At 63.3% G+C, this 19,727-nt stretch carries 18 protein-coding genes; 8 read left to right on the top strand and 10 right to left on the bottom strand.

The annotated features are described in order from the left end of the window. The first annotated feature begins 239 nt into the window (after positions 1-239). A complete protein-coding gene (locus ORI27_RS31745; RefSeq protein ID WP_266001209.1) occupies positions 240-1,634 on the top strand; it encodes an acyl-CoA dehydrogenase family protein in 1,395 nt (464 codons plus the stop codon). A gap of 32 nt (positions 1,635-1,666) precedes the next feature. Beyond that, the gene (locus tag ORI27_RS31750; RefSeq protein WP_266001208.1) at positions 1,667-2,881 is read left to right on the top strand and encodes an acyl-CoA dehydrogenase family protein; all 1,215 of its coding nucleotides are present in this window, start codon (positions 1,667-1,669) and stop codon (positions 2,879-2,881) included. Between the two features lie 14 nt (positions 2,882-2,895). On the opposite strand, the gene ORI27_RS31755 is transcribed toward ORI27_RS31750, so the two are convergent. After that, positions 2,896-3,666 (bottom strand): SDR family NAD(P)-dependent oxidoreductase, encoded by a 771-nt coding sequence (locus tag ORI27_RS31755; protein ID WP_266001207.1) that lies wholly within the window; start codon positions 3,664-3,666, stop codon positions 2,896-2,898. 226 nt (positions 3,667-3,892) lie between these two features. Between ORI27_RS31755 and ORI27_RS31760 the strand changes: the two genes are divergently transcribed. Together ORI27_RS31760 and ORI27_RS31765 are read left to right on the top strand one after the other, a co-directional pair. Next, positions 3,893-5,473 carry an acyl-CoA synthetase gene (locus ORI27_RS31760; RefSeq protein WP_407666511.1) on the top strand — a complete coding sequence of 527 codons (1,581 nt, stop codon included), beginning with the start codon at positions 3,893-3,895 and terminating at the stop codon, positions 5,471-5,473. Positions 5,474-5,786: 313 nt separating this feature from the next. Further along, positions 5,787-7,241 carry an adenylate/guanylate cyclase domain-containing protein gene (locus tag ORI27_RS31765; protein WP_266001210.1) on the top strand — a complete coding sequence of 485 codons (1,455 nt, stop codon included), beginning with the start codon at positions 5,787-5,789 and terminating at the stop codon, positions 7,239-7,241. 25 nt (positions 7,242-7,266) lie between these two features. On the opposite strand, the gene ORI27_RS31770 is transcribed toward ORI27_RS31765, so the two are convergent. After that, positions 7,267-8,064, bottom strand: a complete 798-nt coding sequence (locus ORI27_RS31770) for a TetR/AcrR family transcriptional regulator (RefSeq protein ID WP_266001205.1) — start codon at positions 8,062-8,064, stop codon at positions 7,267-7,269. Positions 8,065-8,281: 217 nt separating this feature from the next. Here ORI27_RS31770 and ORI27_RS31775 point away from each other — a divergent pair, with 217 nt between their 5' ends. Beyond that, positions 8,282-9,340 carry an LLM class flavin-dependent oxidoreductase gene (locus ORI27_RS31775; protein WP_266001203.1) on the top strand — a complete coding sequence of 353 codons (1,059 nt, stop codon included), beginning with the start codon at positions 8,282-8,284 and terminating at the stop codon, positions 9,338-9,340. 96 nt (positions 9,341-9,436) lie between these two features. After that, a complete protein-coding gene (locus ORI27_RS31780) occupies positions 9,437-10,324 on the top strand; it encodes an SDR family oxidoreductase (protein WP_266001201.1) in 888 nt (295 codons plus the stop codon). Positions 10,325-10,346: 22 nt separating this feature from the next. On the opposite strand, the gene ORI27_RS31785 is transcribed toward ORI27_RS31780, so the two are convergent. The 3 genes from ORI27_RS31785 to ORI27_RS31795 form a co-directional block, all read right to left on the bottom strand. Further along, complete coding sequence (locus ORI27_RS31785) at positions 10,347-11,735, bottom strand: aromatic ring-hydroxylating oxygenase subunit alpha (RefSeq protein ID WP_266001200.1); 1,389 nt, start codon at positions 11,733-11,735, stop codon at positions 10,347-10,349. A gap of 447 nt (positions 11,736-12,182) precedes the next feature. Next, the gene (locus tag ORI27_RS31790; protein WP_266001198.1) at positions 12,183-12,641 is read right to left on the bottom strand and encodes a MarR family winged helix-turn-helix transcriptional regulator; all 459 of its coding nucleotides are present in this window, start codon (positions 12,639-12,641) and stop codon (positions 12,183-12,185) included. Positions 12,642-12,679: 38 nt separating this feature from the next. After that, the gene (locus ORI27_RS31795) at positions 12,680-13,843 is read right to left on the bottom strand and encodes an FAS1-like dehydratase domain-containing protein (protein ID WP_266001197.1); all 1,164 of its coding nucleotides are present in this window, start codon (positions 13,841-13,843) and stop codon (positions 12,680-12,682) included. 246 nt (positions 13,844-14,089) lie between these two features. Between ORI27_RS31795 and ORI27_RS31800 the strand changes: the two genes are divergently transcribed. After that, positions 14,090-14,854 carry an SDR family NAD(P)-dependent oxidoreductase gene (locus tag ORI27_RS31800; RefSeq protein WP_266001196.1) on the top strand — a complete coding sequence of 255 codons (765 nt, stop codon included), beginning with the start codon at positions 14,090-14,092 and terminating at the stop codon, positions 14,852-14,854. Between the two features lie 3 nt (positions 14,855-14,857). Continuing rightward, complete coding sequence (locus ORI27_RS31805; RefSeq protein WP_266001195.1) at positions 14,858-15,514, top strand: nitroreductase family protein; 657 nt, start codon at positions 14,858-14,860, stop codon at positions 15,512-15,514. A gap of 3 nt (positions 15,515-15,517) precedes the next feature. Here ORI27_RS31805 and ORI27_RS31810 read toward each other — a convergent pair whose 3' ends face one another. The 5 genes from ORI27_RS31810 to ORI27_RS31830 all read right to left on the bottom strand — a co-directional run. Next, a complete protein-coding gene (locus ORI27_RS31810; protein WP_266001194.1) occupies positions 15,518-16,657 on the bottom strand; it encodes a thiolase family protein in 1,140 nt (379 codons plus the stop codon). Between the two features lie 68 nt (positions 16,658-16,725). Beyond that, positions 16,726-17,073 carry an SgcJ/EcaC family oxidoreductase gene (locus ORI27_RS31815; protein ID WP_266001193.1) on the bottom strand — a complete coding sequence of 116 codons (348 nt, stop codon included), beginning with the start codon at positions 17,071-17,073 and terminating at the stop codon, positions 16,726-16,728. Beyond that, complete coding sequence (locus tag ORI27_RS31820) at positions 17,070-17,939, bottom strand: LLM class F420-dependent oxidoreductase (protein WP_266001192.1); 870 nt, start codon at positions 17,937-17,939, stop codon at positions 17,070-17,072. The genes ORI27_RS31815 and ORI27_RS31820 overlap by 4 nt, the downstream gene beginning before the upstream one ends. Beyond that, on the bottom strand, positions 17,936-19,225 hold the full coding sequence (locus tag ORI27_RS31825) for an amidohydrolase family protein (protein ID WP_266001191.1): 1,290 nt from the start codon (positions 19,223-19,225) through the stop codon (positions 17,936-17,938). Before ORI27_RS31825 ends, ORI27_RS31820 begins: the two co-directional genes overlap by 4 nt. A gap of 34 nt (positions 19,226-19,259) precedes the next feature. Then, positions 19,260-19,727: cytochrome P450 (locus tag ORI27_RS31830; RefSeq protein ID WP_266001190.1), on the bottom strand; the 468-nt coding region annotated here is incomplete at its 5' end.

Below are 19,727 nucleotides of genomic sequence, written 5' to 3' on the forward strand. Positions count from 1 at the left end.
CGGGCGTCCAACAGTTCCCGATCCGGCCGCTCCATGCCTTGCATGAATCCATTTTCCCAGCTCAAGCCGCTACACCGAGGAGACACGCCGATTATTCAGCGGCCTCCTAGCGGCGCCGGCTGTGACCTACCCAACAAAATCCTTGTGGACCGCCGGGTCCGAGATCGACCTTACTTTGGAGTAAGATAGCGTCAGCGAGTTCTAACCAGCACCGCCCACCGTCGACGAGGCTGACGACAATGACCAACACTTTTCCGCCCAGATCAACGAGCGCCCGAGCCCGCGACAGCGCGGTCGGCCGGTTCAAGCACCAGCGATCCGTGACCGATATCGCGCTTGCGGTCATCACACCTCTGGTCGGCCAGGAATTCCTGGACCGCTACCACCTGCGGGACCCGTTCAATCGCGGCCTGAAATACGGTGTCAAGCAGGCGTTCTCGACCGCCGGCGCGGCCACTCGGCAGTTCAAGCGAGTTCAGGGCATCGGCAAAGCGCCGACTCGGTTGCGACCAAGTGGCGCTGACTATTTCGACCTCACTCCTGACGACGACCAGAAGATGATCGTCGCGACGGTCGACGAGTTCGCGGAGGAGATTCTGCGCCCGGCCGCCCACGATGCCGACGAGGCGACGACCTATCCCCCGGACCTGATCGCCAAGGCGGCCGAGCTCGGCATCACCGCGATCAACGTTCCCGAGGATTTCGACGGCATCGCCGAGCACCGCACCACCGTCACCAATGCGCTGGTGGCAGAGGCGCTGGCATACGGCGACATGGGTCTGGCGCTGCCGATCCTGGCGCCGGGCGGTGTCGCATCGGCACTGACCCATTTGGGCAGCGCCGATCAGCAGGCCACCTATCTCAGCGAATTCGCCGGCGACCATGTGCCGCAGGCCTGCGTGGCGATCGCCGAGCCGCACGCCCTGTTCGATCCCACCGCACTCAAGACGACAGCGCTGCGCACGCCCAGCGGCTATCGCCTCGACGGGGTGAAGTCCCTTGTTCCGGCCGCGGCCGACACCGAATTGTTCATCGTCGCAGCACAACTCAATGGCAGGCCTTCTCTGTTCATCGTGGAGGCATCGACGCCCGGCGTGTCGGTGAAAGCCGATCCCAGCATGGGCATCCGCGCCGCAGCACTGGGTCGCGTGGAATTGGACAACGTCTCGGTGCCGTCGTCGGCCCGCCTTGGTGAGGAAGAAGGAACGGACGCCGACCGCGCTCAGATCTATTCCGAGGCCATCGCGCTGTCGCGCTTGGGCTGGGCCGCCCTAGCGGTCGGCACCTCGCACGCGGTGCTGGATTACGTGATCCCCTACGTCAAGGAGCGCGAGGCGTTCGGCGAGCCGATCGCCCGCCGCCAGGCGGTTGCGTTCATGTGCGCCAACATCGCCATCGAACTCGACGGCCTGCGGTTGATCACCTGGCGCGGCGCGGCGCGCGCCGAACGCGGTTTGCCGTTCGCCCGCGAGGCCGCGCTGGCCAAGAAGCTGGGCACCGACAAGGGCATGCAGATCGGCCTGGACGGTGTTCAGTTGCTCGGCGGTCACGGCTATACCAAGGAGCACCCGGTGGAGCGCTGGTACCGCGATCTGCGGGCCATCGGCGTCGCCGAAGGTGTCGTCCTCCTGTAACCATCTCGGGCTAACGAACGGAAAAGACTCTCATGGCAGTAAATCTCGAAATGCCGCGCAAGCTGGAAGCCGTGATCGAGAAGGCGCATCAGGGCGCGGCGGAGATGCTGCGGCCGATTTCACGCAAGTACGACATCGCCGAGCATGCCTACCCCGTCGAGTTGGACACCCTGGCCACGCTGTTCGAGGGCATCTCCGAGGCCAACACGATTTCCTTCGCCGGCGCGGAGGCCTTCCGGGACAGCGATGACGGACCCAAGGGAAACATCAACGGCGGCAACATGTCCGCGTTGCTCAATGCACTGGAGATCGCCTGGGGCGATATCGCGCTGCTGCTCTCGGTGCCTCGTCAGGGCCTGGGTAACGCCGCCATCTCGGGCGTGGCCACCGACGAACAGCTGGAGCGGCTGGGCAAGAACGTCTGGGCCGCAATGGCGATCACCGAACCGTCGTTCGGCTCCGACTCGGCCGCGGTGTCCACGACAGCGGTCCGCGACGGCGACGAATACGTGATCAACGGGGAGAAGATCTTCGTCACCGCGGGGTCGCGGGCCACCCACATCGTCGTGTGGGCGACGCTGGACAAGTCCAAGGGCCGCGCGGCCATCAAGTCGTTCATCGTGCCGCGCGAGCACCCCGGTGTCACCGTCGAGCGCCTGGAACACAAACTCGGCATCAAGGCCTCCGACACCGCGGTGATCCGATTCGACAATGCCAGGATCCCGAAAGAGAACCTGCTCGGCGACCCGGAGATCCACGTGGAGAAGGGCTTTGCCGGGGTCATGGAGACCTTCGACAACACCAGGCCGATCGTGGCGGCGATGGCCGTCGGAGTGGCCCGCGCCGCGCTCGAGGAGCTCCGCACGATCCTGACCGAGGCGGGTGTGGAGATCTCCTACGACAAGCCCGCCCACGCGCAGAGTGCCGCCGCCGCGGAATTCCTTCGCATGGAGGCCGACTGGGAGGCCGGCTACTTGCTGACCGTTCGGTCGGCGTGGCAGGCCGACAACGCCATCCCGAACTCCAAGGAAGCCTCCATGGGCAAGGCCAAGGCAGCCCGGGTCGCCAGCGACATCACCCTCAAGGCTGTCGAATTGGCCGGGACGGCAGGCTATTCCGAGCAGAATCTGCTGGAGAAGTGGGCCCGCGACTCGAAGATCCTCGACATCTTCGAAGGCACCCAGCAGATCCAGCAGTTGGTGGTGGCCCGCCGGCTGCTCGGGATGTCGTCGACCGAGCTCAAGTAGTCACGCGACGGCGGTCAGCGCAGAATGGTGCCGCCGTCGATGTTGATGACCTGGCCGTTGACCCAGGAGCCTTCATCGGACATCAGGAACGCGACCATGGCTGCGATATCGTCGGGTTCGCCAACCCGGGTACTGCGCATGTGTTTGAGTGCCGCTGCCTGTAAATCGGGAAACACCGGTGCGGACCGGATCGCTCGCGTTGCCGTGAGCCCGGGAGCGACGGCGTTGCAACGGATTCCCTCACGACCCCAACGCGAAGCCACGTGGCGGGTCAGCGCACCGACACCGGCTTTGGCGGCCGAGTAAGCGGGCCGCACCGGCTCGCCCTGGAACGCCGCCGCAGACGACATGTTGACGATCGCTCCGCCCCCCCGGGCCAGGATCTGCGGAATCATGTTCTTCAATGTCAGCAGGTAGCCGCGCAGGGTAACCGTCATCGTGCGCTCCCACACCGCCAAGTCGATGTCGACAACATCGGTGTCCCCGGGCAGAATGCTCATGTCGGAACCGACATTGAACAACAGGTCCACCCCGCCGAACTCAGAAACGGCGACACGGGCGAGTTCGGCGATCGACTCCGCCTCGGCGAGATCGAACCATACGGCTCTGGCAGCACCACCACCCTCGGTGATCTCCTGGGCCGTCTTGGTCGCACCGTCGAGCTCGACGTCACCGATCACCACCCGACATCCCTCGGCGGCAAGGCGTGCTGCGGTTGCCGCCCCGATCCCGGTCGCACCACCGGCGATCACAGCCACCTTCCCGCTGAGACCCTTGAGACCCATCTGCGTCAGCTCCTCCTGCCAGCGCCATCTCGGCGGCTTGCGGCGAAACGATACTCCAGCGCCGGCGGCGATCCTACGGCCGGTTTCGGCTGAAGTACGGGCGTTGACTGATTGCAGACTCAGTGGCAGAGTGACCGAGCGAATTAGACGGTCGACTAGCGCAATTCCCGGACCTAGCTTGCAGCACAGCGCCAGGCCCGACGCGCAGAGTTAGAAGGTGCGTCACTTGTCGACGATTGACGAACGGCACCCGCAGCGTCCAGCGGTGGCAGCGCCGAGCAGGTACGCGACGGCGACGCCGCATGCGCCTGCGATTGTGATGGCGTCCAGCGGCGCGACCGTCACCTACGCGCAACTGGATGAGCGCTCGACGAAGTTCGCCCGATTTCTCAGGAGCCGGGGACTTAAGCAGGGCGACCACATAGCGATTCTGCTGCCGAACAGCCCCGAATTCCTCGAGGTTGCGTGGGCCGCGCAGCGCACGGGTCTGTACTACACGGCGATCAACCGTCACTTGCGGCCCGGTGAAGTCCAATATGTCCTCGACGACTGCGGCGCCACCGCATTGATATCCAGCAGTTCAGTGCCGAATGTCGCCGAGCTCGACTTCTCACGCATTTCGGTTCGGGTGTGCACTGACGGCGACGTCGCCGGTTTCGAACGCTACGACACCGTGCTCGCCGGACAGCCGGCAATACCTCTCGAGGACGAGTGTGAAGGCCGGGAGATGCTGTACTCCTCGGGAACCACCGGGAAGCCCAAGGGTGTGCGTAAGCCGTTACCACTGACGGCATTCGGCGACCCTGACTCGGTTCCCGCACAGATCGCCGGCGCAATGACAGCTGGCAGCGCCGGGGCCGGTGCGGTGTTCCTCTGCCCGGCGCCGCTTTATCATTCGGCGCCGTTGGTCGGATCGATGTCCTGGCACCGGGTGGGCGCCACCGTCGTGTTGATGGAGAAGTTCGATCCCCGGGAATGCCTGGAACTCATCGAACGCTACCGAGTGACGGACGCACAGTTGGTGCCCACCATGTTCGCTCGCATTCTCCGGCTGCCCCTCAGCGACCGCGAGCGCTGTGACCTTTCCAGCCTGCGCAGCGTCACGCACACCGCGGCCCCGTGCCCGGTACCGATCAAGAGACAGATGATCGACTGGTGGGGTCCGATCATTGACGAGTACTACTCCGGAACCGAGGACATCGGCGCCACTTTCATTTCCGCGCGGGAGTGGCTCGAGCATCCAGGATCTGTCGGAAGACCGATCGAGCGCTGCCACATCGTCGGACCAGACGGTGCTGAGCTTCCCCCGGGTGAGTCGGGACTGGTCTACTTCGAAGGCGGCCGCAGTTTCGACTATCACAACGATCCGGACAAGACCGCCTCAGTCCAGAGTCACCACGGTTGGCGCACCCTAGGCGACATCGGCTATCTCGACCACGACGGCTATCTGTATCTGACCGACCGGCAAGCGCACATGATCATATCCGGCGGCGTGAACATCTACCCGCAAGAGGCCGAAAACGTGATGGCCGGGCATCCGGCGGTCGCCGACGTAGCCGTCATCGGCATCCCTGACAACGACATGGGAGAGGCCGTCAAAGCGGTTGTTCAGCTGACTGATACGGATCTCGCCTCCCCCGAGCTGGAAGCTGAAATCATCGCTTACTGCCGTGCCGATTTGGCCTCGTACAAGTGCCCACGGTCCATCGACTTCGTCGAGGCACTGCCCCGTGACCCGAATGGCAAGCTCTACAAGCGCCTGTTACGTGAGCGTTACTGGGCTGGTCACGAGTCCCGCATAATCTGAGCAGCGAGCGCATCTAAGCCGCTTGCGCCTCGGTGCACGTGCCGATCGGTCCGGCGGCCTGACTGAATCTCGGGCGTCGTCGGCCGTCAGCCTGCTGAACCGGCATTGTCCGCGCCAATGTCACCAGCGACTGCTCAAAGATTCACCGTAGCAACGAATTAGGCGACCGACTGAGCCGGATTCCTCCGGTGGGAGCACCCGCGTGATCGAATTCTGGCGGCACAGGTGCCACGAGTTTCGCAAAATGCTCCGTTGGAGTTCGGCCCACCACTAGCGTTGGCTCGTGACGGCCACTAGATTACGGACCCGCTACATGGCGGGACTCGTGTTGGCACAGATCCTCGCCGGATTAGAGCTCACCGCGATCATGCTGCCATTGAAGGGCCAAGCTGTTGCCGACACTCATGAAGTGTTCGGCCCAACCACCCTGACCGTCGGCGCAGGACTGACGGTCCTCGGTGTCGTAAGCGTCGCGGTATACGGATTCACCAAGATGGACAAGGCGCTACAATGGTATGCCACCGGGGCCGAACCCGATCTGCGACAGCGGAAATCCGCCCGCCGGTTCACCCGCGACCAAACCATCGTCTTCGTGACGACCTGGCTGCTCAGCGGTCTCGTCCTCGTTCTTCTCAATTATCGTCATGGCGCGGCAGCTGTCGTGTTCATCGTCCTGGCCGTGGCATACGGCGCCGCGACCTCCTCCGGCGCAGCACTTCTGTTCGGCCAACGTGTCTTGCGTCCTGTCATCGCCGCAGCGAGGACCAACGACGACCAACCCTTCACGGCGCCGGGCGTACTGGCGCGCCTCCTCCAGATGTGGCTGTTGTGCAGTGCGCTACCCACAGTGGGAATAGCCGTGCTGGTGATGATGCACGCGCACGGCTGGATTATCGACCAGCACGGTTCCATCGAATTGCCCGTCGTGACGCTAAGCCTCGTCACCGTGCTCGTCGGGCTACGCGGCATGATCGTCGTGTCGCGATCCGTGTCCGACCCGGTAGGTGAGGTCGTCGATGCGATGGCCGACGTCGAGCGCGGTCGAATCGATAGGTTTGTGGCCGTCTACGATCCGTCCGAGATCGGCCGTCTGCAAGTAGGTTTCAACCGCATGGTCACTGGATTGGCCGAGCGCGACAGCCTACGCGACCTGTTCGGCCGCCACGTCGGTTCCGATGTGGCGCGCCGCGCTGTGGACCAGGGCCAGACTCTGTCGGGGGACGTACGAGACGTGGCCATCCTGTTCATCGACCTGGTGGGCTCGACCCAACTCGCCCAAACCCGGTCCCCAGCGGAGGTTGCCGAAGTGCTCAATCACTTCTTCCGCATCGTGGTGGCCGAGGTCGACCAAAGACACGGCCTGATCAACAAGTTCCAGGGCGACGCCGCTCTGGCGGTGTTCGGCGCCCCGCTGCCCTCACCCGAATCAGCGTCGGACGCACTGTCGACAGCCCGGACTCTGGCAGTAGCACTCCAGCAACTGCCGGTAGTGGACTTCGGTATCGGTGTGTCTGCAGGCGCGGTGTTCGCCGGCAACGTCGGTGCTGAGCACCGATACGAATACACAGTTGTCGGCGACCCGGTCAATGAGGCAGCGCGGCTGGCCGATAGAGCCAAGGCCAGCGCCGGACGTCTGCTGTGTTCGGCCGCGGTCCTGCACCGCGCCAACGATGTCGAGCGGCGGCAATGGGCCAGTTACGGTTCCGAAATCCTGCGCGGGCGCCTGGCCGCGACGCAGATGTTTCGCCCGGACGACGCTAACGAGTGACGACCCGCTGTGATTCCACCATGCGTCACGGATTGGCAGTTCGTTCGTCCAGGGCACGGTCGAGTCGCTCACGGGCCTGGTCGATCTGGGTAAGTGCGTCGGTCACCGATTTTTTCAACCGCGCGTTCTCTTCCTCGACGGCGAGACTTCGGCGGTCCTTCGGCAAGACACCGTGCAGAAACAGTCCTATGCAGTAGCGGGTGTGTTTGTCGATGGCCGCGTCATCGATGACGACGCCGCGAGCCGCGAGATTGGCCGGGCCCCCGACGACGAGGTCGATGAACGCCTCCGCGGCATCAGCGGAACCCGACGCCGAGGCCGCGTCCAGCCCGAGCCGACGCCGGAACAGATCGGCGAGGTACACGAGCGTCGGCTCCGTGCCCTTTTGCACATTGAACGCGGCGATCTCGGGCATCTGCCCCGACACGGTGTTGGTCAGTCGCAGCAGGCGCTGACCGCCCGGACGCAGCACATTGACCACCAGGAGTTGCCCGACCCGCAACAGTGTGGCCTCCAGATCTTCGCTCTCCGCCTGCCGCAGCACATCGATCGGCACGATCCACTCCTCGATCGCGCGGGTCAACGCAGCCTTGAAGAGGGTCGTCTTGTCGCCGTAGCGGGCGTAGACCGTTCGCTTCGCCATTCCGGCGGCAGCTGCGATCGCCTCGATGCCAGTTCTCTCGTAACCGTTCTCCAGGAACAGGTCCAGGGCGGTGTCCAAGAGTTGCTCATTGCTCAGCGTCGGACGGCCCGGACCCCTCTTGCCCGGGGTGGCAGTCGGCTCGCGGGTGACGCCAGCGAGGTCAGAGTGGAGTTCGCTCACGCATTCGATTCTTCACTGCACATCGGCCTCGTTCCCTCCGACCCGAGTTTTTCACCGCAACGGTGACTATTTAGGGTAGATCGACTCAATCTTGACATATTTTGAAACGGTAGAGGTAACATTCCCTCCGAGCGGCCGGACTAGCGGCCGACGACCGAACCGGACACGGCGACGAGCGCGTTCCCGCCCTCGCGCCCTGGAATGACTGGAGACAACGATGAGAGTCGGTATGCATCTGGGGTATCAGAACCTCCATGGGGATCCCGATGTCCAGACCTTCATGCAGGAGACGAACCTCGCCGTCGAGGCCGAGGCCATGGGCTTCGATTATGTCGGACCGGTCGAACACCATTTCACCGACTACGCCGCTTGTCCTGATCCGTTCCAGGTGCTGTCGTATATCGCGGCGAAGACGAGCACCATCAATCTCATCACCGCCGCGGTGATCCTGCCCTGGAACAACCCGTTGCGAGTGGTCGAGCAGGCCCTCGAACTCGACATCCTTTCCGAGGGCCGGCTGATCCTGGGTATGGGCCGGGGCGCGGCCCGCCGGGAATTCCGCTCGTTCGGCGTTGAACTGGCCGACTCCCGCGAGATGTTCGACGAAGCAGCGTTGATCATCATGGAGGGCATCGAGACCGGAATCGTCGAAGCCGACACCAAGTGGTACAAGATTCCGCGGACCGAGGTCAGGCCTCGGCCGTTCAAGTCCTTCAAGGACCGCACCATCATGGTGAGCATGTCGCCGAGTTCGGTTGAGGTCGCGGCCAACTACGGCCTGAAGACTCTGCGCTTCTCGCAGGGTGACTGGCGCAACGCGATTCCGGAGATCAACCACTACCGCGAGACCTTCCAGAAGGTTCACAACAAGCCCTCACCGCCATTCGTCATCTCGGACTTCGTGTGCTGCTTCGAGGACAAGAACCGCGTCGCCGAGTACACCGACAACTACTTCGCGAAGATGTTCGCAACCGTGGCCAACCACTATGAGTTCATGAGCGACCACTTCAAGGAACTGCCGTCCTACTCCACCTATGCCTACATGGGTCAGGCCGCCGAAGCCGCCGGCGGTCCGGACAAGGCGTACCGGGATTACATCTCCGGCAACATGATCGGGTCCCCTGAGCAACTGATTGAACACCATCGCGTCCGCAAGGAGATGGTCGGCGACTACGAGATGCTGGCCAACTTCAGCTGGGGCGGTATGCCCTACGAGCTGGTCTACGAGCAGCTGAAGCTGTTCGCGGACAAGGTCTTGCCCGAGCTGAAGGGTTAGCTCCAACGTGTTGCCTGCCGGTGCACCTTCCACAAGGTGCACCGGCAGTTCACGACCAGGCAGTCAGGAGATGCTCGAGAAATGGGAGGTCCGCGAATGAGATCGCTCAGCGGCAAAGTCGTTTTCATCACCGGCAGTGCCGGCGGGATCGGAACCGAGGTGACGCGACTGCTGCACGGCATGGGTGCAAAGCTGGTACTCACCGACGCCGATGCAGATGCGTTGGCTGCTCTTTCAGAAAGCCTCGGCTCCGATGACCGTGTTCTGACCGGCGTCACCGACGTTCGCGATCTGAGCGCCATGCAAGAGTTGGCAGCACGCGCCGTCGAGCGGTTCGGCGGCATCGATATCGTGCTTGCCAACGCCGGCATCATCAGTTTCGGATCCGTCTTGAATCTGGACTCTGCGGTGTTCAAGAGGGTGCTGGACGTCGACTTGTTGGGCGTCTTTCACACCGTTCGTGCCACCTTGCCCGCCGTGGTCGAGCGAAAAGGGTACGTCCTCGTTGTCTCGTCCGTCGCCGCCTTCGGCGCCGCCCCCGGCATCACGCCCTATCTGGCAGCCAAGGCCGGTGTCGAACATTTCGCCAACGGTTTGCGGATCGAGGTCGCCCATCAAGGGGTCGATGTGGGATTGGCGCACATGTCGTGGGTCGATACGCCGATGGTCCGCGAGGCCACGACCGAACTGACAACGTTCAAACGGATGTATGGCAGCATGCCCGGCCCCATGGGACGAACCGTTCCAGCCGACCAATGCGCGGCCGCCTTCGTCCAGGCGATGCAACGACGGCAACGCCACGTGTTCTGCCCGCGGTGGGCGGGAATCATGCGCTGGATTCGACCCGCGATCGCCAGTCGCCTCGCCGAGCGTCCGTTACGGACCATCGCACGGAAATTTCTACCCGTAATGGATGCGGAGGCCGCAGCGCTCGGGCGCGGCACCAGCAGACGGGTGGAGGCACTGGAGAAGCCACAAGGTTAGACCTCCAGGCCTCCACGCCGACTTAAGGATTCGGCTGCTCGAGCTTGCGCGGAACACCAGCGCCCATGAAGCGAGACAGGTGACGGTGGAAGTTGGTGATCTTCTGCTCCTGGTGCGGGTTGGGAAGCGTGCCGCGGAATCCGCGTGACTTCATACCCTTCTGCACCCATTCCATGTTGGCAAAATCCTGCGCCAGCACCGACCCCCAGTTGTCGGCGGTCGGCTCCGCGCACACCCATTCGGTCTTCGGCTCCGCACCGTCCGGATACCGTTCGAGCGCGTACGACTCGAAGATACATTTGTTGGGGTCGTCGCCGTACGGCCGCACGCGATAGCAGAGTGCGAACGTAACGCCTTGCAAGATGGTCTGATTGGGGAACAAGCTCCAGGCCAGGCCGGCTTCGGCCATGATGTCCGGCGGAATCTCGGGCCAGATCACGCCGCGCACGGCATCGTCGGCCTTGGCCGACGCCAGCCAGTGAGCGATGACATCGGCCGCCGGAGTTCCCTCGGGCAGCTCCTCGACCAACCGCTTCGCCGCATTCACCAAGGTCTCGGTGGACGCCGCGTAGTTGACCGTCTCGTAGTTCTCCCTGGCGAGCTCGTACGTCGAGATACGGGGGTCGCCGAGACCGGCGCGGGTCACCGAACTGCTTTGACTCATCTTGAAACTGGCGTCGCGCTCGTCGAAGCCACTGACACCGTGCAACCCGTACGGCTTGCTGTAGGCGTAGTACTGGCCGTACTTCAGCAACTGCGGGTGGGTTCCGGATACGTGGTAGGGCTCCATGAACGCCTCGATGGCGGTCTTCCAGTTGCACGGATACACGGTCCATTGGCGCCACTTGTAGCGCATCTTGTCGAACTCGAAGTGGTCAAGGATGCGCGCGGCTGGGCGCAGAAACTCCTGCAGGGATTCCGCGGCAGGATCCATGTTGACGTAGATCCAGCCACCCCATGTGTCCACTCGGACCTGCGAGAGGCAGGTGCGATCATCAGTCAGCGCACCGTTCCAGTCGTCCTTGTCGAGAATGTTGACGTTCTTGCCCTCACGGTTGAAAGCCCAACCGTGGAAACCACAGACAAATGTCCGCCTCATGCCGGTGACACAGTTGACGTCGTCAGGAGTGTTGATCAGTTGGCGGCCGCGGTGCGGGCACACGTTGTAATAGGCCTTGAGCGTGTCGGGCGCGGTGCGGATGATGATGATGGACTCGTCGCCGATGTTGTAGGTGATGAAATCGCCGACATCGGGAACATCCTCTTCTCGCCCCGCCATCTGCCAGACCCTCGACCACAACAGTTCGTTCTCGGCGGCGGCATACTCCCGGGAAATGAAGGCATCGACGGGATACGTCAGAGCTTCCCCGAGGTCAGCGTCCGTCAGGTGGTCGGCGTATCGATCGGTCATCTGGTCTATGACGCTCCTTCACCGTGACGCTCTGCAATCGGGCACTCCACGATTCTGACAGTTAGGGATGCCCCAAAGCACGGGATCCGCGCCCCCTGCCGGTTCGGCCGGCCCGTCGAGTCCGAGCACAGAAACCTTAAGAGTCCCGTGCTCGGTTGTCACTTGAACGTACATTTTGTAATGTCCGTGACAGTACCATGTAGGACATACATCGACGAACCTCAGCGAACTCGCGCCGCCGCCCCAATCAACAGGTAGCTGACTCAGTTGATGATCCCCGGTCAGCTCGCAAAAGCCTTGCGAGAGCGATGCGAAAATCGGCGGTGATACACGATGGTTTGCCAAGGCGCGCAGCAACCGAACCGACACATCGTCGACGAGACCCGTCGTTCATCATCCGGGAGCTCACCGCGCTCCGCATCGAATTCGCCCCGCTCGTTTGAGGATTCACTCCACCGTTCCGCCGAGATAATCGACGAGGTTCTTCTGGATTAGCGCGAGCACCTCATCGAGGTGCTCGCGCTGCTTGGCAGTGGTCCCCATCCGAATGCGCTTGCGCAATTCCCGATCAGCCGCCACCGAGCGTTCCCACATGGAGCGGCCCTCATCGGTGAGCGTCACCAGCCAAACCCGCCGGTCGGTTTCGTCGGCGACTCGGCGCACCGCACCCTTGGGCACCAAAGAGTCGATCGAACCACCGACCCGGGCCCGGCTCGTTCCCACGCGGCGGGCCAGCTCGGATTGAGTGAGCTGGCCGCCGACGAGGTACGCCAGGATGGTGGCCTCCGCCAGATTGATCCCGATGTCGGCAAAGGCCCGGTCGTAGGCGCGTCGCATGACCCGCGCGGTGGTCATCAAGGTCCCTTCGACGCGTGCCCACGGCGGCTCACAGCGTTGGTCGGACATCTGAATACCCTCCGGTCGCGGAGTCTGACTACGCGCGACTATAACTGGGCCTTACGGGGCAGGCGCACGACACCAGTGCCGGTCGCCGAGAGATTGCCATCCTGATTGTGCGCCTTTTGGTCGATCGTCACCGTGGCATCGTCGGCGTTGACACCGGTCACCGTTGCTTCGATCCGGATCCAGTCACCGGCGATGTTGTGGTGCCGGATCTGCGAAGAGTGCCGGACCAGGAAGCCGTCGTCGCCCATCCAGTTGGTCAACTGGTGGGTCAGCCAGGAGCACCGTTCTGGCCCGTAGTCGTAGGCCCCGGGCGTGCCGACCGCCAGCGCGAACTCCTCCTCCCAGTGAACCCGCTCGGGAACGTCGGGAATGCCCAGGCTGTTGGGGATGCCGAGGCCCGGATGCTTGCGGATCTGCTGGTAAGCCAACTTGTTGGCGCGGATGTACAGACCGCCCCAGCCCTGGGCGTAGGCGATGAATCCGGTGACGGTCATCGGGCCCTTGACCAGAACTGGCAGCGTGTCGCCGACCTTGACATTCTCGAAGTAGCGCGGCACCGAGCCACGGACCTCTTCGTTCTCGTAGGCGTCGTAGATCTCACGAAGCTCTTCCTGAGTGTAACGCGGCCGAGGAGCCGCCTTGACAGCCTCGTATTTGGTGCCACGCTCGCGGGCAGCATCACGTTCGGTCCGGAACACCCACGAATCGCCTTCGCACAGCAATTCGCCCTCAGCCGAGGATAATTCGACATGGTAGATCTGCTGGAAGGCGCGCCCGGCGAAGCGCGTCTGGTGCTCGACGAGGTCCTTGAGGTGGGCCGTGGCCTTGATCTCGGTTCCCAGACGCAACGGCTGAAGCCAGTGCAGATCCGCACCGGCCCACATCGCGTGGACCCCGGGCAAACCGCCGACATAGCCCGACAGAATGCGATTCAACGCGAACACGAAACTCGGCGGCGCGACAAGGGCACCGTGCGGGCCGGCCTTGGCATATTCGGGGTCGCACCACATGGGATTGTCATCGCCGATCCCATGGGCATAGTGACGAATGTTGTCGCGGGTTACCTCATAGCACCACGGCTCGACGGTGTCGACGATGGGCAGGCCGATAGCCCGCCTCAGCAGCTCCACCGCCTCGTCGGTGATGGTCGCGAATCGCTGGTCACCGTCGCCGTCGATGTCGATTGTTGTCCCCTGTGTCATGTCACTACCTCCTCAGTGGGCGTGGTTGGCCGCCTCTATAGCGCCCAGTACGCGTCCTTATACGAACGAGATGCCCTGCCGTGGAACAGTTCAACACAGCATGTCGGCATGAAATGTACAGTACCGGACTGTAACGTCCGATACAATTAACTTTGGTGCGATCTACGTCTCAGGCCTATGGTGAGTGCAGTGAAGGGCCAGTGGCAAGCGCAGACCACATCCGCTGGGGCCAGCTAGGAGATTCGAATGGGAGAGCTGGACGGAAAGGTCGCCTTTCTGACAGGAGGCGGTCGCGGCGTCGGTGTCGGCATCGCGATGGCATTAGCCAAGGCCGGCGCGACCATCGGCCTCTTCGGCCGCACCCGCGACACGCTCGAGAACACCGCTGCGACGATCGCTGAACTCGGCGGCCGTTCGCTGGTGTGTGTCGGTGACACCGGCGTCCGCGCAGATGTCGACCGCGGCGTCGCAGAAGTCCAAGACGCATTCGGTCCGATCTGGGCACTGGTCAACAACGCCTATTCGGCCGCGCGCACCCACGTCGAGGACGTCACCGATGAGATCCTCGACGGTGCGCTACGTGGCTGCATCCACGGCTCGCTCTACACCATGCAGGCTTGCTTTCCCACCATGAAGGAACACGGCGGCCGCATCATCAATTTCGGCTCTGGCGGCGCCACCATGGGGCGCCCGGAGTTGGGCGCGTACAACATCGCCAAGGAGGGTGTGCGCGGGCTGACCAAGACTGCCGCCGCGTCGTGGGGGCAATACGGCATCACCGTGAACACCATCTGTCCCCTCGCCGCGTCCGACGCTTATCGCACCTGGTTCGAGGACATGATCGACGACGAAGGGCGGCGTAAGCATCTCGAGGGCATCCCGATGCGCAGGCTCGGCGATCCCGAGAAGGACATCGGCGCGCTGGTCGTGTTTCTCGCGGGCCCGGGCGGCGGTTACATCACCAGCCGTACTCTGCATGTCGATGGCGGGAACTGCTATTACGACAGATAGGACATGACATCGATGTCGACGAAGAAGCTGAACCTGACGGTCGACGAGGTCTTGTCCACCACTCGTGCGGTACGCCGTCGCCTCGATGTCACGCGGCCGGTTCCGCGAGCCGTGCTCGAGGAGTGCCTGGAACTGGCACTGCAGGCACCCAACGGGGCCAATCGCAACGAGTGGCGGTGGATCATCGTCGACGATCCGCACCTCATCGGCAAGTTGGCGACCGAGTACCGGGTGGCGATGGGCATCTACGACGACAGCCAAACCGGCAAGCCGGCTCTGACCGACGATGTGCCCAGCGGCGGCGCGATTGTGGCGTCAGCGTACGCACTTGCCGAGAAATTGCACCGGATGCCGGCCATTCTGATCCCGCTGATGCCCGGACGTCCCGAGGGAAAGAGCCTTCCGGAGCAGTGCCCGATGTGGGGTTCGATTCTTCCAGCCGTCTGGAGCTTCCTGCTCGCCCTGCGCGAGCGCGGCCTGGGGTCCGCATGGACCACCGTCGCATCGCGCAGGGAGAAGCAGATCGCTGAACTGCTCGGCGTCCCGGCCGACGATTACACGCAGGTGGGGTTGTTCCCCATCGCATACACCATCGGCACCGAGTTTCAGAAGGTCTACCGCAAGCCCGTAGCGGAAGTGTTGAGCTACAACACCTTCTGAGTTCTACGGTGCGGGAACCTCAATGACCGTCGCCGATCCCATGCCTCCTCCGACACACATTCCCGCGACGCCGATTCCGCCACCGCGTCGGCGTAGTTCGTGCACCAGGGTGACCAGCATGCGTGCGCCGGTGGCGGCGATCGGATGTCCCAGCGAGCAGCCACTGCCGCTGACATTGACCACGTCTGGGTCGATGTCGAGCAGCTTGATGCTGGCAACACACATCGAGGCGAACGCTTCGTTGATCTCGAAGAGATCGACATCGGCGAGTAAAATACCCGCCCTATCCAGGGCTTTGGGGATAGCTTTGACCGGCGCGAGTCCCGTTTCGGCGGGGTCGACACCGACCGAGGCCCATGCCCGCACAGTGGCCAACGCGGGAAGACCAAGGCTGTCACTGGCGATGGCCAGCACCGCCGCGGCGTCGTTTCCGCCGCTCGAGTTGCCGGCCGTGATCGAGAAACCCTCGATCTCGGGATGCAGAGGCTTGAGCGCGGCGAGTTTCTCCATGCTCGTGTCGCGGCGCGGGCTTTCGTCGACGACAAAGAGTCCATACGGAGTTTCGATCGGGACGATCTCGTCGGTGAACCGGCCTTCGTCGATCGCGGCGATCGCATTGCGGTGCGACCGCAACGCCCACGCGTCCATCTCTTCGCGACTGACGCCCGCTTTGACCGCTGCGTTCCATGCGACGGTGATGGACATGTCCATGTTGGGTGCGTCGGGCCGATTCGGATGGGTCGGCGGATACCAATCCGTCCACTCCTCGCCCACCCGGATCTGCGACTTGGGTGCCGTCGAGGACGAATTGACGCCCCCGGCCAGAACCAACCGGTCCATCCCCGCTCGCACACTGGCGGCCGCGGCGCCTACCGCCGCCAGGCCTGCCGCGCAGTGACGGTTGACCGCCATCCCGGGCACCTCGGTCAATCCCGCGGTGATCGCGGCATGACGCGCGATCACACCACCGCCGTGATGTCCCTCGGCGAGGATCACGTCGTCTATGGGAGCTGAATCAAGCTCTGCAGCAGCGTGACTGACGACGTGGCGGGCCAACTCGTAAGCGGTGGTATCACGCAGTGTCCCCTTGAATGCGGTGCCGACCGGCGTTCGCAACGCCGACACGATGACGGCTTCGGGCATGACTTCATCTCCAATCAGGTAGCCGACCTCAGGTCGGCGAACGAAAATCTATCGGTCCTCGGGAGGTTCTAGTGCCCTCGGTCGAAGTAGTCCCGCCACGCGGTGATCTTGTCGCCGGACACTTCGAACGCGCCCATGCAGCGAGCGGCCGTGGCCTTTCCATCCCAGACGAAATGATCGATGCGCTCGGTGAGGACGAGGCTTCCCGCTGTCGCGAGGTTCAGGACTTCGATGTTCATCTCGGTGATGTGCGAAAGATAGCCCTCGACGCTCTTGCGGATCTCGTCTTGTCCGCGCACGACGCCGATCGGAACATTCTCCCAGATCGCGTCGTCCGCAAAGTAGCTGGTGATCTTGTCGGCATCGCCGCTACTCCAGGCCTGCAATTGGGCGCGAACGACATCTTCTGGCCTCACAGCACCTCCACGTGAGAATGACCCAACCCCAACGGTCCCGCCACCGCGGCCAGGGTCGGCAACAACTGTTCCGGTGCTCCGAGCACCCGGATGGGCACATGGTCGGCGCCGGCGTCGAGATGCTCGGAAAGCCGGGTGGCAATCACATCGGACGTGCCGTAGGCGATCATGGCGTCGACGAGCCGATCGCTGATGGGAGAGCCAAGGTCATCTTCGGTGAACCCGAGCCGTTTCCAGTTGTTCAGATAGTTCTGCAGCCCCAGGTACATCTCAAGGTTCTGTCGCCCGATGTCGCGTGCCTGCGCGGCGTCAACGACGGGTAACGCCTTGTGCTCAGGAGCCAGAAAGGCCCCCGGACCCATCAACGCGCGCGCTCGAGCGGAGTGCTCGGGCGTCGTCAAGTAGGGATGTGCGCCAGCGCCGCGCTCGGCCGACAGCCGCAGCACACGCGGCCCCAGAGCGGCGATGACGCGGCGGTTCGACGGCACGCCGTACTCGTCGAGTTTGTCCAGATAGGCGTTGAGGGCGTCGATCGGATTGCGGTACTGAGCGAGCGCCTCGGGATGGCCGACACCGATGCCGAGCAGGAACCGTCCCGGGTATGCCTCCTCGATACGGTGAAATGACTCAGCGATCTCCTCCGGAGCCGCAATCCAGGTCGTGACGACTCCGGTCGCTACCTGCAAGGTGCTGGTCTTCGCCAAAATCGGTTCCACGAACGACAACCCGGCGGCAGGTGAGCCGCCGACCCACACCGCGCCGTAGCCCAACCGCTCCACCTCGAGGGCTTGTTCGGGCAGCATCGGCTCACGTACCCACACCCCGAAGCGACCCAGATCCGGCTTCACCGGCACAGGATCAGTCATTCGTCGGACTGGCCCTGCGCTTGCTGCGCGAACGCCGACATGTTGGCGAAGGACTCTTTCTTGTGCTTGTTGAGCGCCCGGATGGACACGTCGTGCCCCTCGGCGGCCTTGCGCAACGCGCCAATGGTGGCCTGCTCCTTGGCGATATGGGTGAACGGATCGAACGAGTACCAGCGCATGGCGTTCTGATAGGTCATCTTGTTGATGTCCTCGTCGGGAACGTTGTTGGCCGTCAGCACGTCCCACAGCTCCTCAGGAGCGCCGGGCCACATCGAATCCGAGTGCGGGTAGTCGGCCTCCCAGCAGATATTGTCGATACCGATCTGGTGGCGCAGGGCAACACCGACCGGATCGGAGATGAAGCAGGTCAGGAAGTGCTCCCGGAACACGTCCGACGGCTTCTTGCCACCGAAATCCTGGCCCGTCCACGTCGAGTGCATCTCAAATGTGCGATCGGCACGCTCCAGGAAATAGGGGATCCACCCCGTGCCGCCCTCGCTCAAGCCGATCTTGAGATCCGGGTACTGCTTGATCGGTCGCGACCACAACAAGTCGGCCGCCGCTTGCACGATGTTCATCGGCTGCAGGGTGATCATCACATCCGTCGGCGCATCCGGTGCGGTGATGGCCAGTTTGCCCGACGAGCCGATGTGCACATTGAGCACGGTATTGGTGTCGCACAACGCCTTCCACAACGGATTCCAGTACTCGTCGTGGAAGCTGGGGTATCCCATAGCCGCCGGGTTCTCCGAGAACGTCAACGCATGCACACCCTTGGCCGCCACCCGGCGCACCTCGGCCGCGCAGAGCTCAGCGTCCCAGATCACCGGAATCGCCATCGGAATGAACCGTGCGGGATACGCCCCGCACCACTCGTCGATGTGCCAGTCGTTGTAGGCCTGCACCAACGCCAGCGAGAAGTCCGAATCCTCAGTGGCAAACAATCTTCCGGCAAACCCGGGAAACGACGGGAAGTTGATCGACGCCAGAATCCCGCCGGCATTCATGTCCTTGACCCGCTCGTCGACGTTGTAGCACCCCGGCCGGATCTCGTCGAGACCCTGCGGCTCCAACCCGTACTCCTCTTTGGGCCGACCGGCCACCGCGTTGAGCGCCACGTTCGGCACCACCACATCGCGGAACCGCCAGGAGTCCGACCCGTCCGGGTTGTGCACCAGCACCGGCGCATCATCCTGGTACTTCTTCGACAGGTGGTTCTTGAACATGTCCGGCGGCTCGATGATGTGGTCATCGACGCTGATCAGGATCATGTCTTCTTGGCGCATGGTCGTTCCTCTCGGGAGCTTGGTGAACTCGCCTTTAGTCGATGGTTGCGGTGTGTTTGCTTTCGGTGATGGGGCGGGCGAGTTCTTGTTCATCGCAGACCTTCTGGAGTTTCTCCAAGGTCTCCTCCAGGCCCGGGCCCAGAGGCTTTCCGGGGGTGAAGTCCGCCGGCAGGTGGCGCATGCCCTGGATGACCCCGATGGTTTCGTAGTGCACGGTGCCCGCGGGGTCGCAGACGTAGTCGGGAATGCGGTCGAGCACCGCGGTCAGCATCGCCTTGAACACCGTACGGCCCAGATTCGAGCCGATGCAGCGGTGGATGCCGATCCCGAAGCCCATGTGCCGGTTGCCCTTGCGATCCAGGATGATCTCGTGCGGGTTGGGGAACACCTTCGGGTCGCGGTTGGCCATCGACCACGAGATGTAGAGCCGCTCGCCCTCCTTGAAGTGCACCCCGTTGACCTCACAGTCCTCGGCGAACGTGCGCCCGTCGCCGGGTGCGGG

This window comes from Mycobacterium pinniadriaticum (assembly GCF_026242045.1).
In the GTDB taxonomy this organism is placed as follows: Bacteria; Actinomycetota; Actinomycetes; order Mycobacteriales; family Mycobacteriaceae; genus Mycobacterium; species Mycobacterium pinniadriaticum.

Coding starts and splice junctions, on each gene's coding strand:
- ORI27_RS31745 (WP_266001209.1), top strand. CDS start 240: ATGACCAACACTTTTCCGCCCAGATCAACGAGCGCCCGAGCCCGCGAC.
- ORI27_RS31750 (WP_266001208.1), top strand. CDS start 1,667: ATGGCAGTAAATCTCGAAATGCCGCGCAAGCTGGAAGCCGTGATCGAG.
- ORI27_RS31755 (WP_266001207.1), bottom strand. CDS start 3,666: ATGGGTCTCAAGGGTCTCAGCGGGAAGGTGGCTGTGATCGCCGGTGGT.
- ORI27_RS31765 (WP_266001210.1), top strand. CDS start 5,787: ATGGCGGGACTCGTGTTGGCACAGATCCTCGCCGGATTAGAGCTCACC.
- ORI27_RS31775 (WP_266001203.1), top strand. CDS start 8,282: ATGAGAGTCGGTATGCATCTGGGGTATCAGAACCTCCATGGGGATCCC.
- ORI27_RS31780 (WP_266001201.1), top strand. CDS start 9,437: ATGAGATCGCTCAGCGGCAAAGTCGTTTTCATCACCGGCAGTGCCGGC.
- ORI27_RS31785 (WP_266001200.1), bottom strand. CDS start 11,735: ATGACCGATCGATACGCCGACCACCTGACGGACGCTGACCTCGGGGAA.
- ORI27_RS31790 (WP_266001198.1), bottom strand. CDS start 12,641: ATGTCCGACCAACGCTGTGAGCCGCCGTGGGCACGCGTCGAAGGGACC.
- ORI27_RS31795 (WP_266001197.1), bottom strand. CDS start 13,843: ATGACACAGGGGACAACAATCGACATCGACGGCGACGGTGACCAGCGA.
- ORI27_RS31800 (WP_266001196.1), top strand. CDS start 14,090: ATGGGAGAGCTGGACGGAAAGGTCGCCTTTCTGACAGGAGGCGGTCGC.
- ORI27_RS31805 (WP_266001195.1), top strand. CDS start 14,858: ATGACATCGATGTCGACGAAGAAGCTGAACCTGACGGTCGACGAGGTC.
- ORI27_RS31810 (WP_266001194.1), bottom strand. CDS start 16,657: ATGCCCGAAGCCGTCATCGTGTCGGCGTTGCGAACGCCGGTCGGCACC.
- ORI27_RS31820 (WP_266001192.1), bottom strand. CDS start 17,939: ATGACTGATCCTGTGCCGGTGAAGCCGGATCTGGGTCGCTTCGGGGTG.
- ORI27_RS31825 (WP_266001191.1), bottom strand. CDS start 19,225: ATGCGCCAAGAAGACATGATCCTGATCAGCGTCGATGACCACATCATC.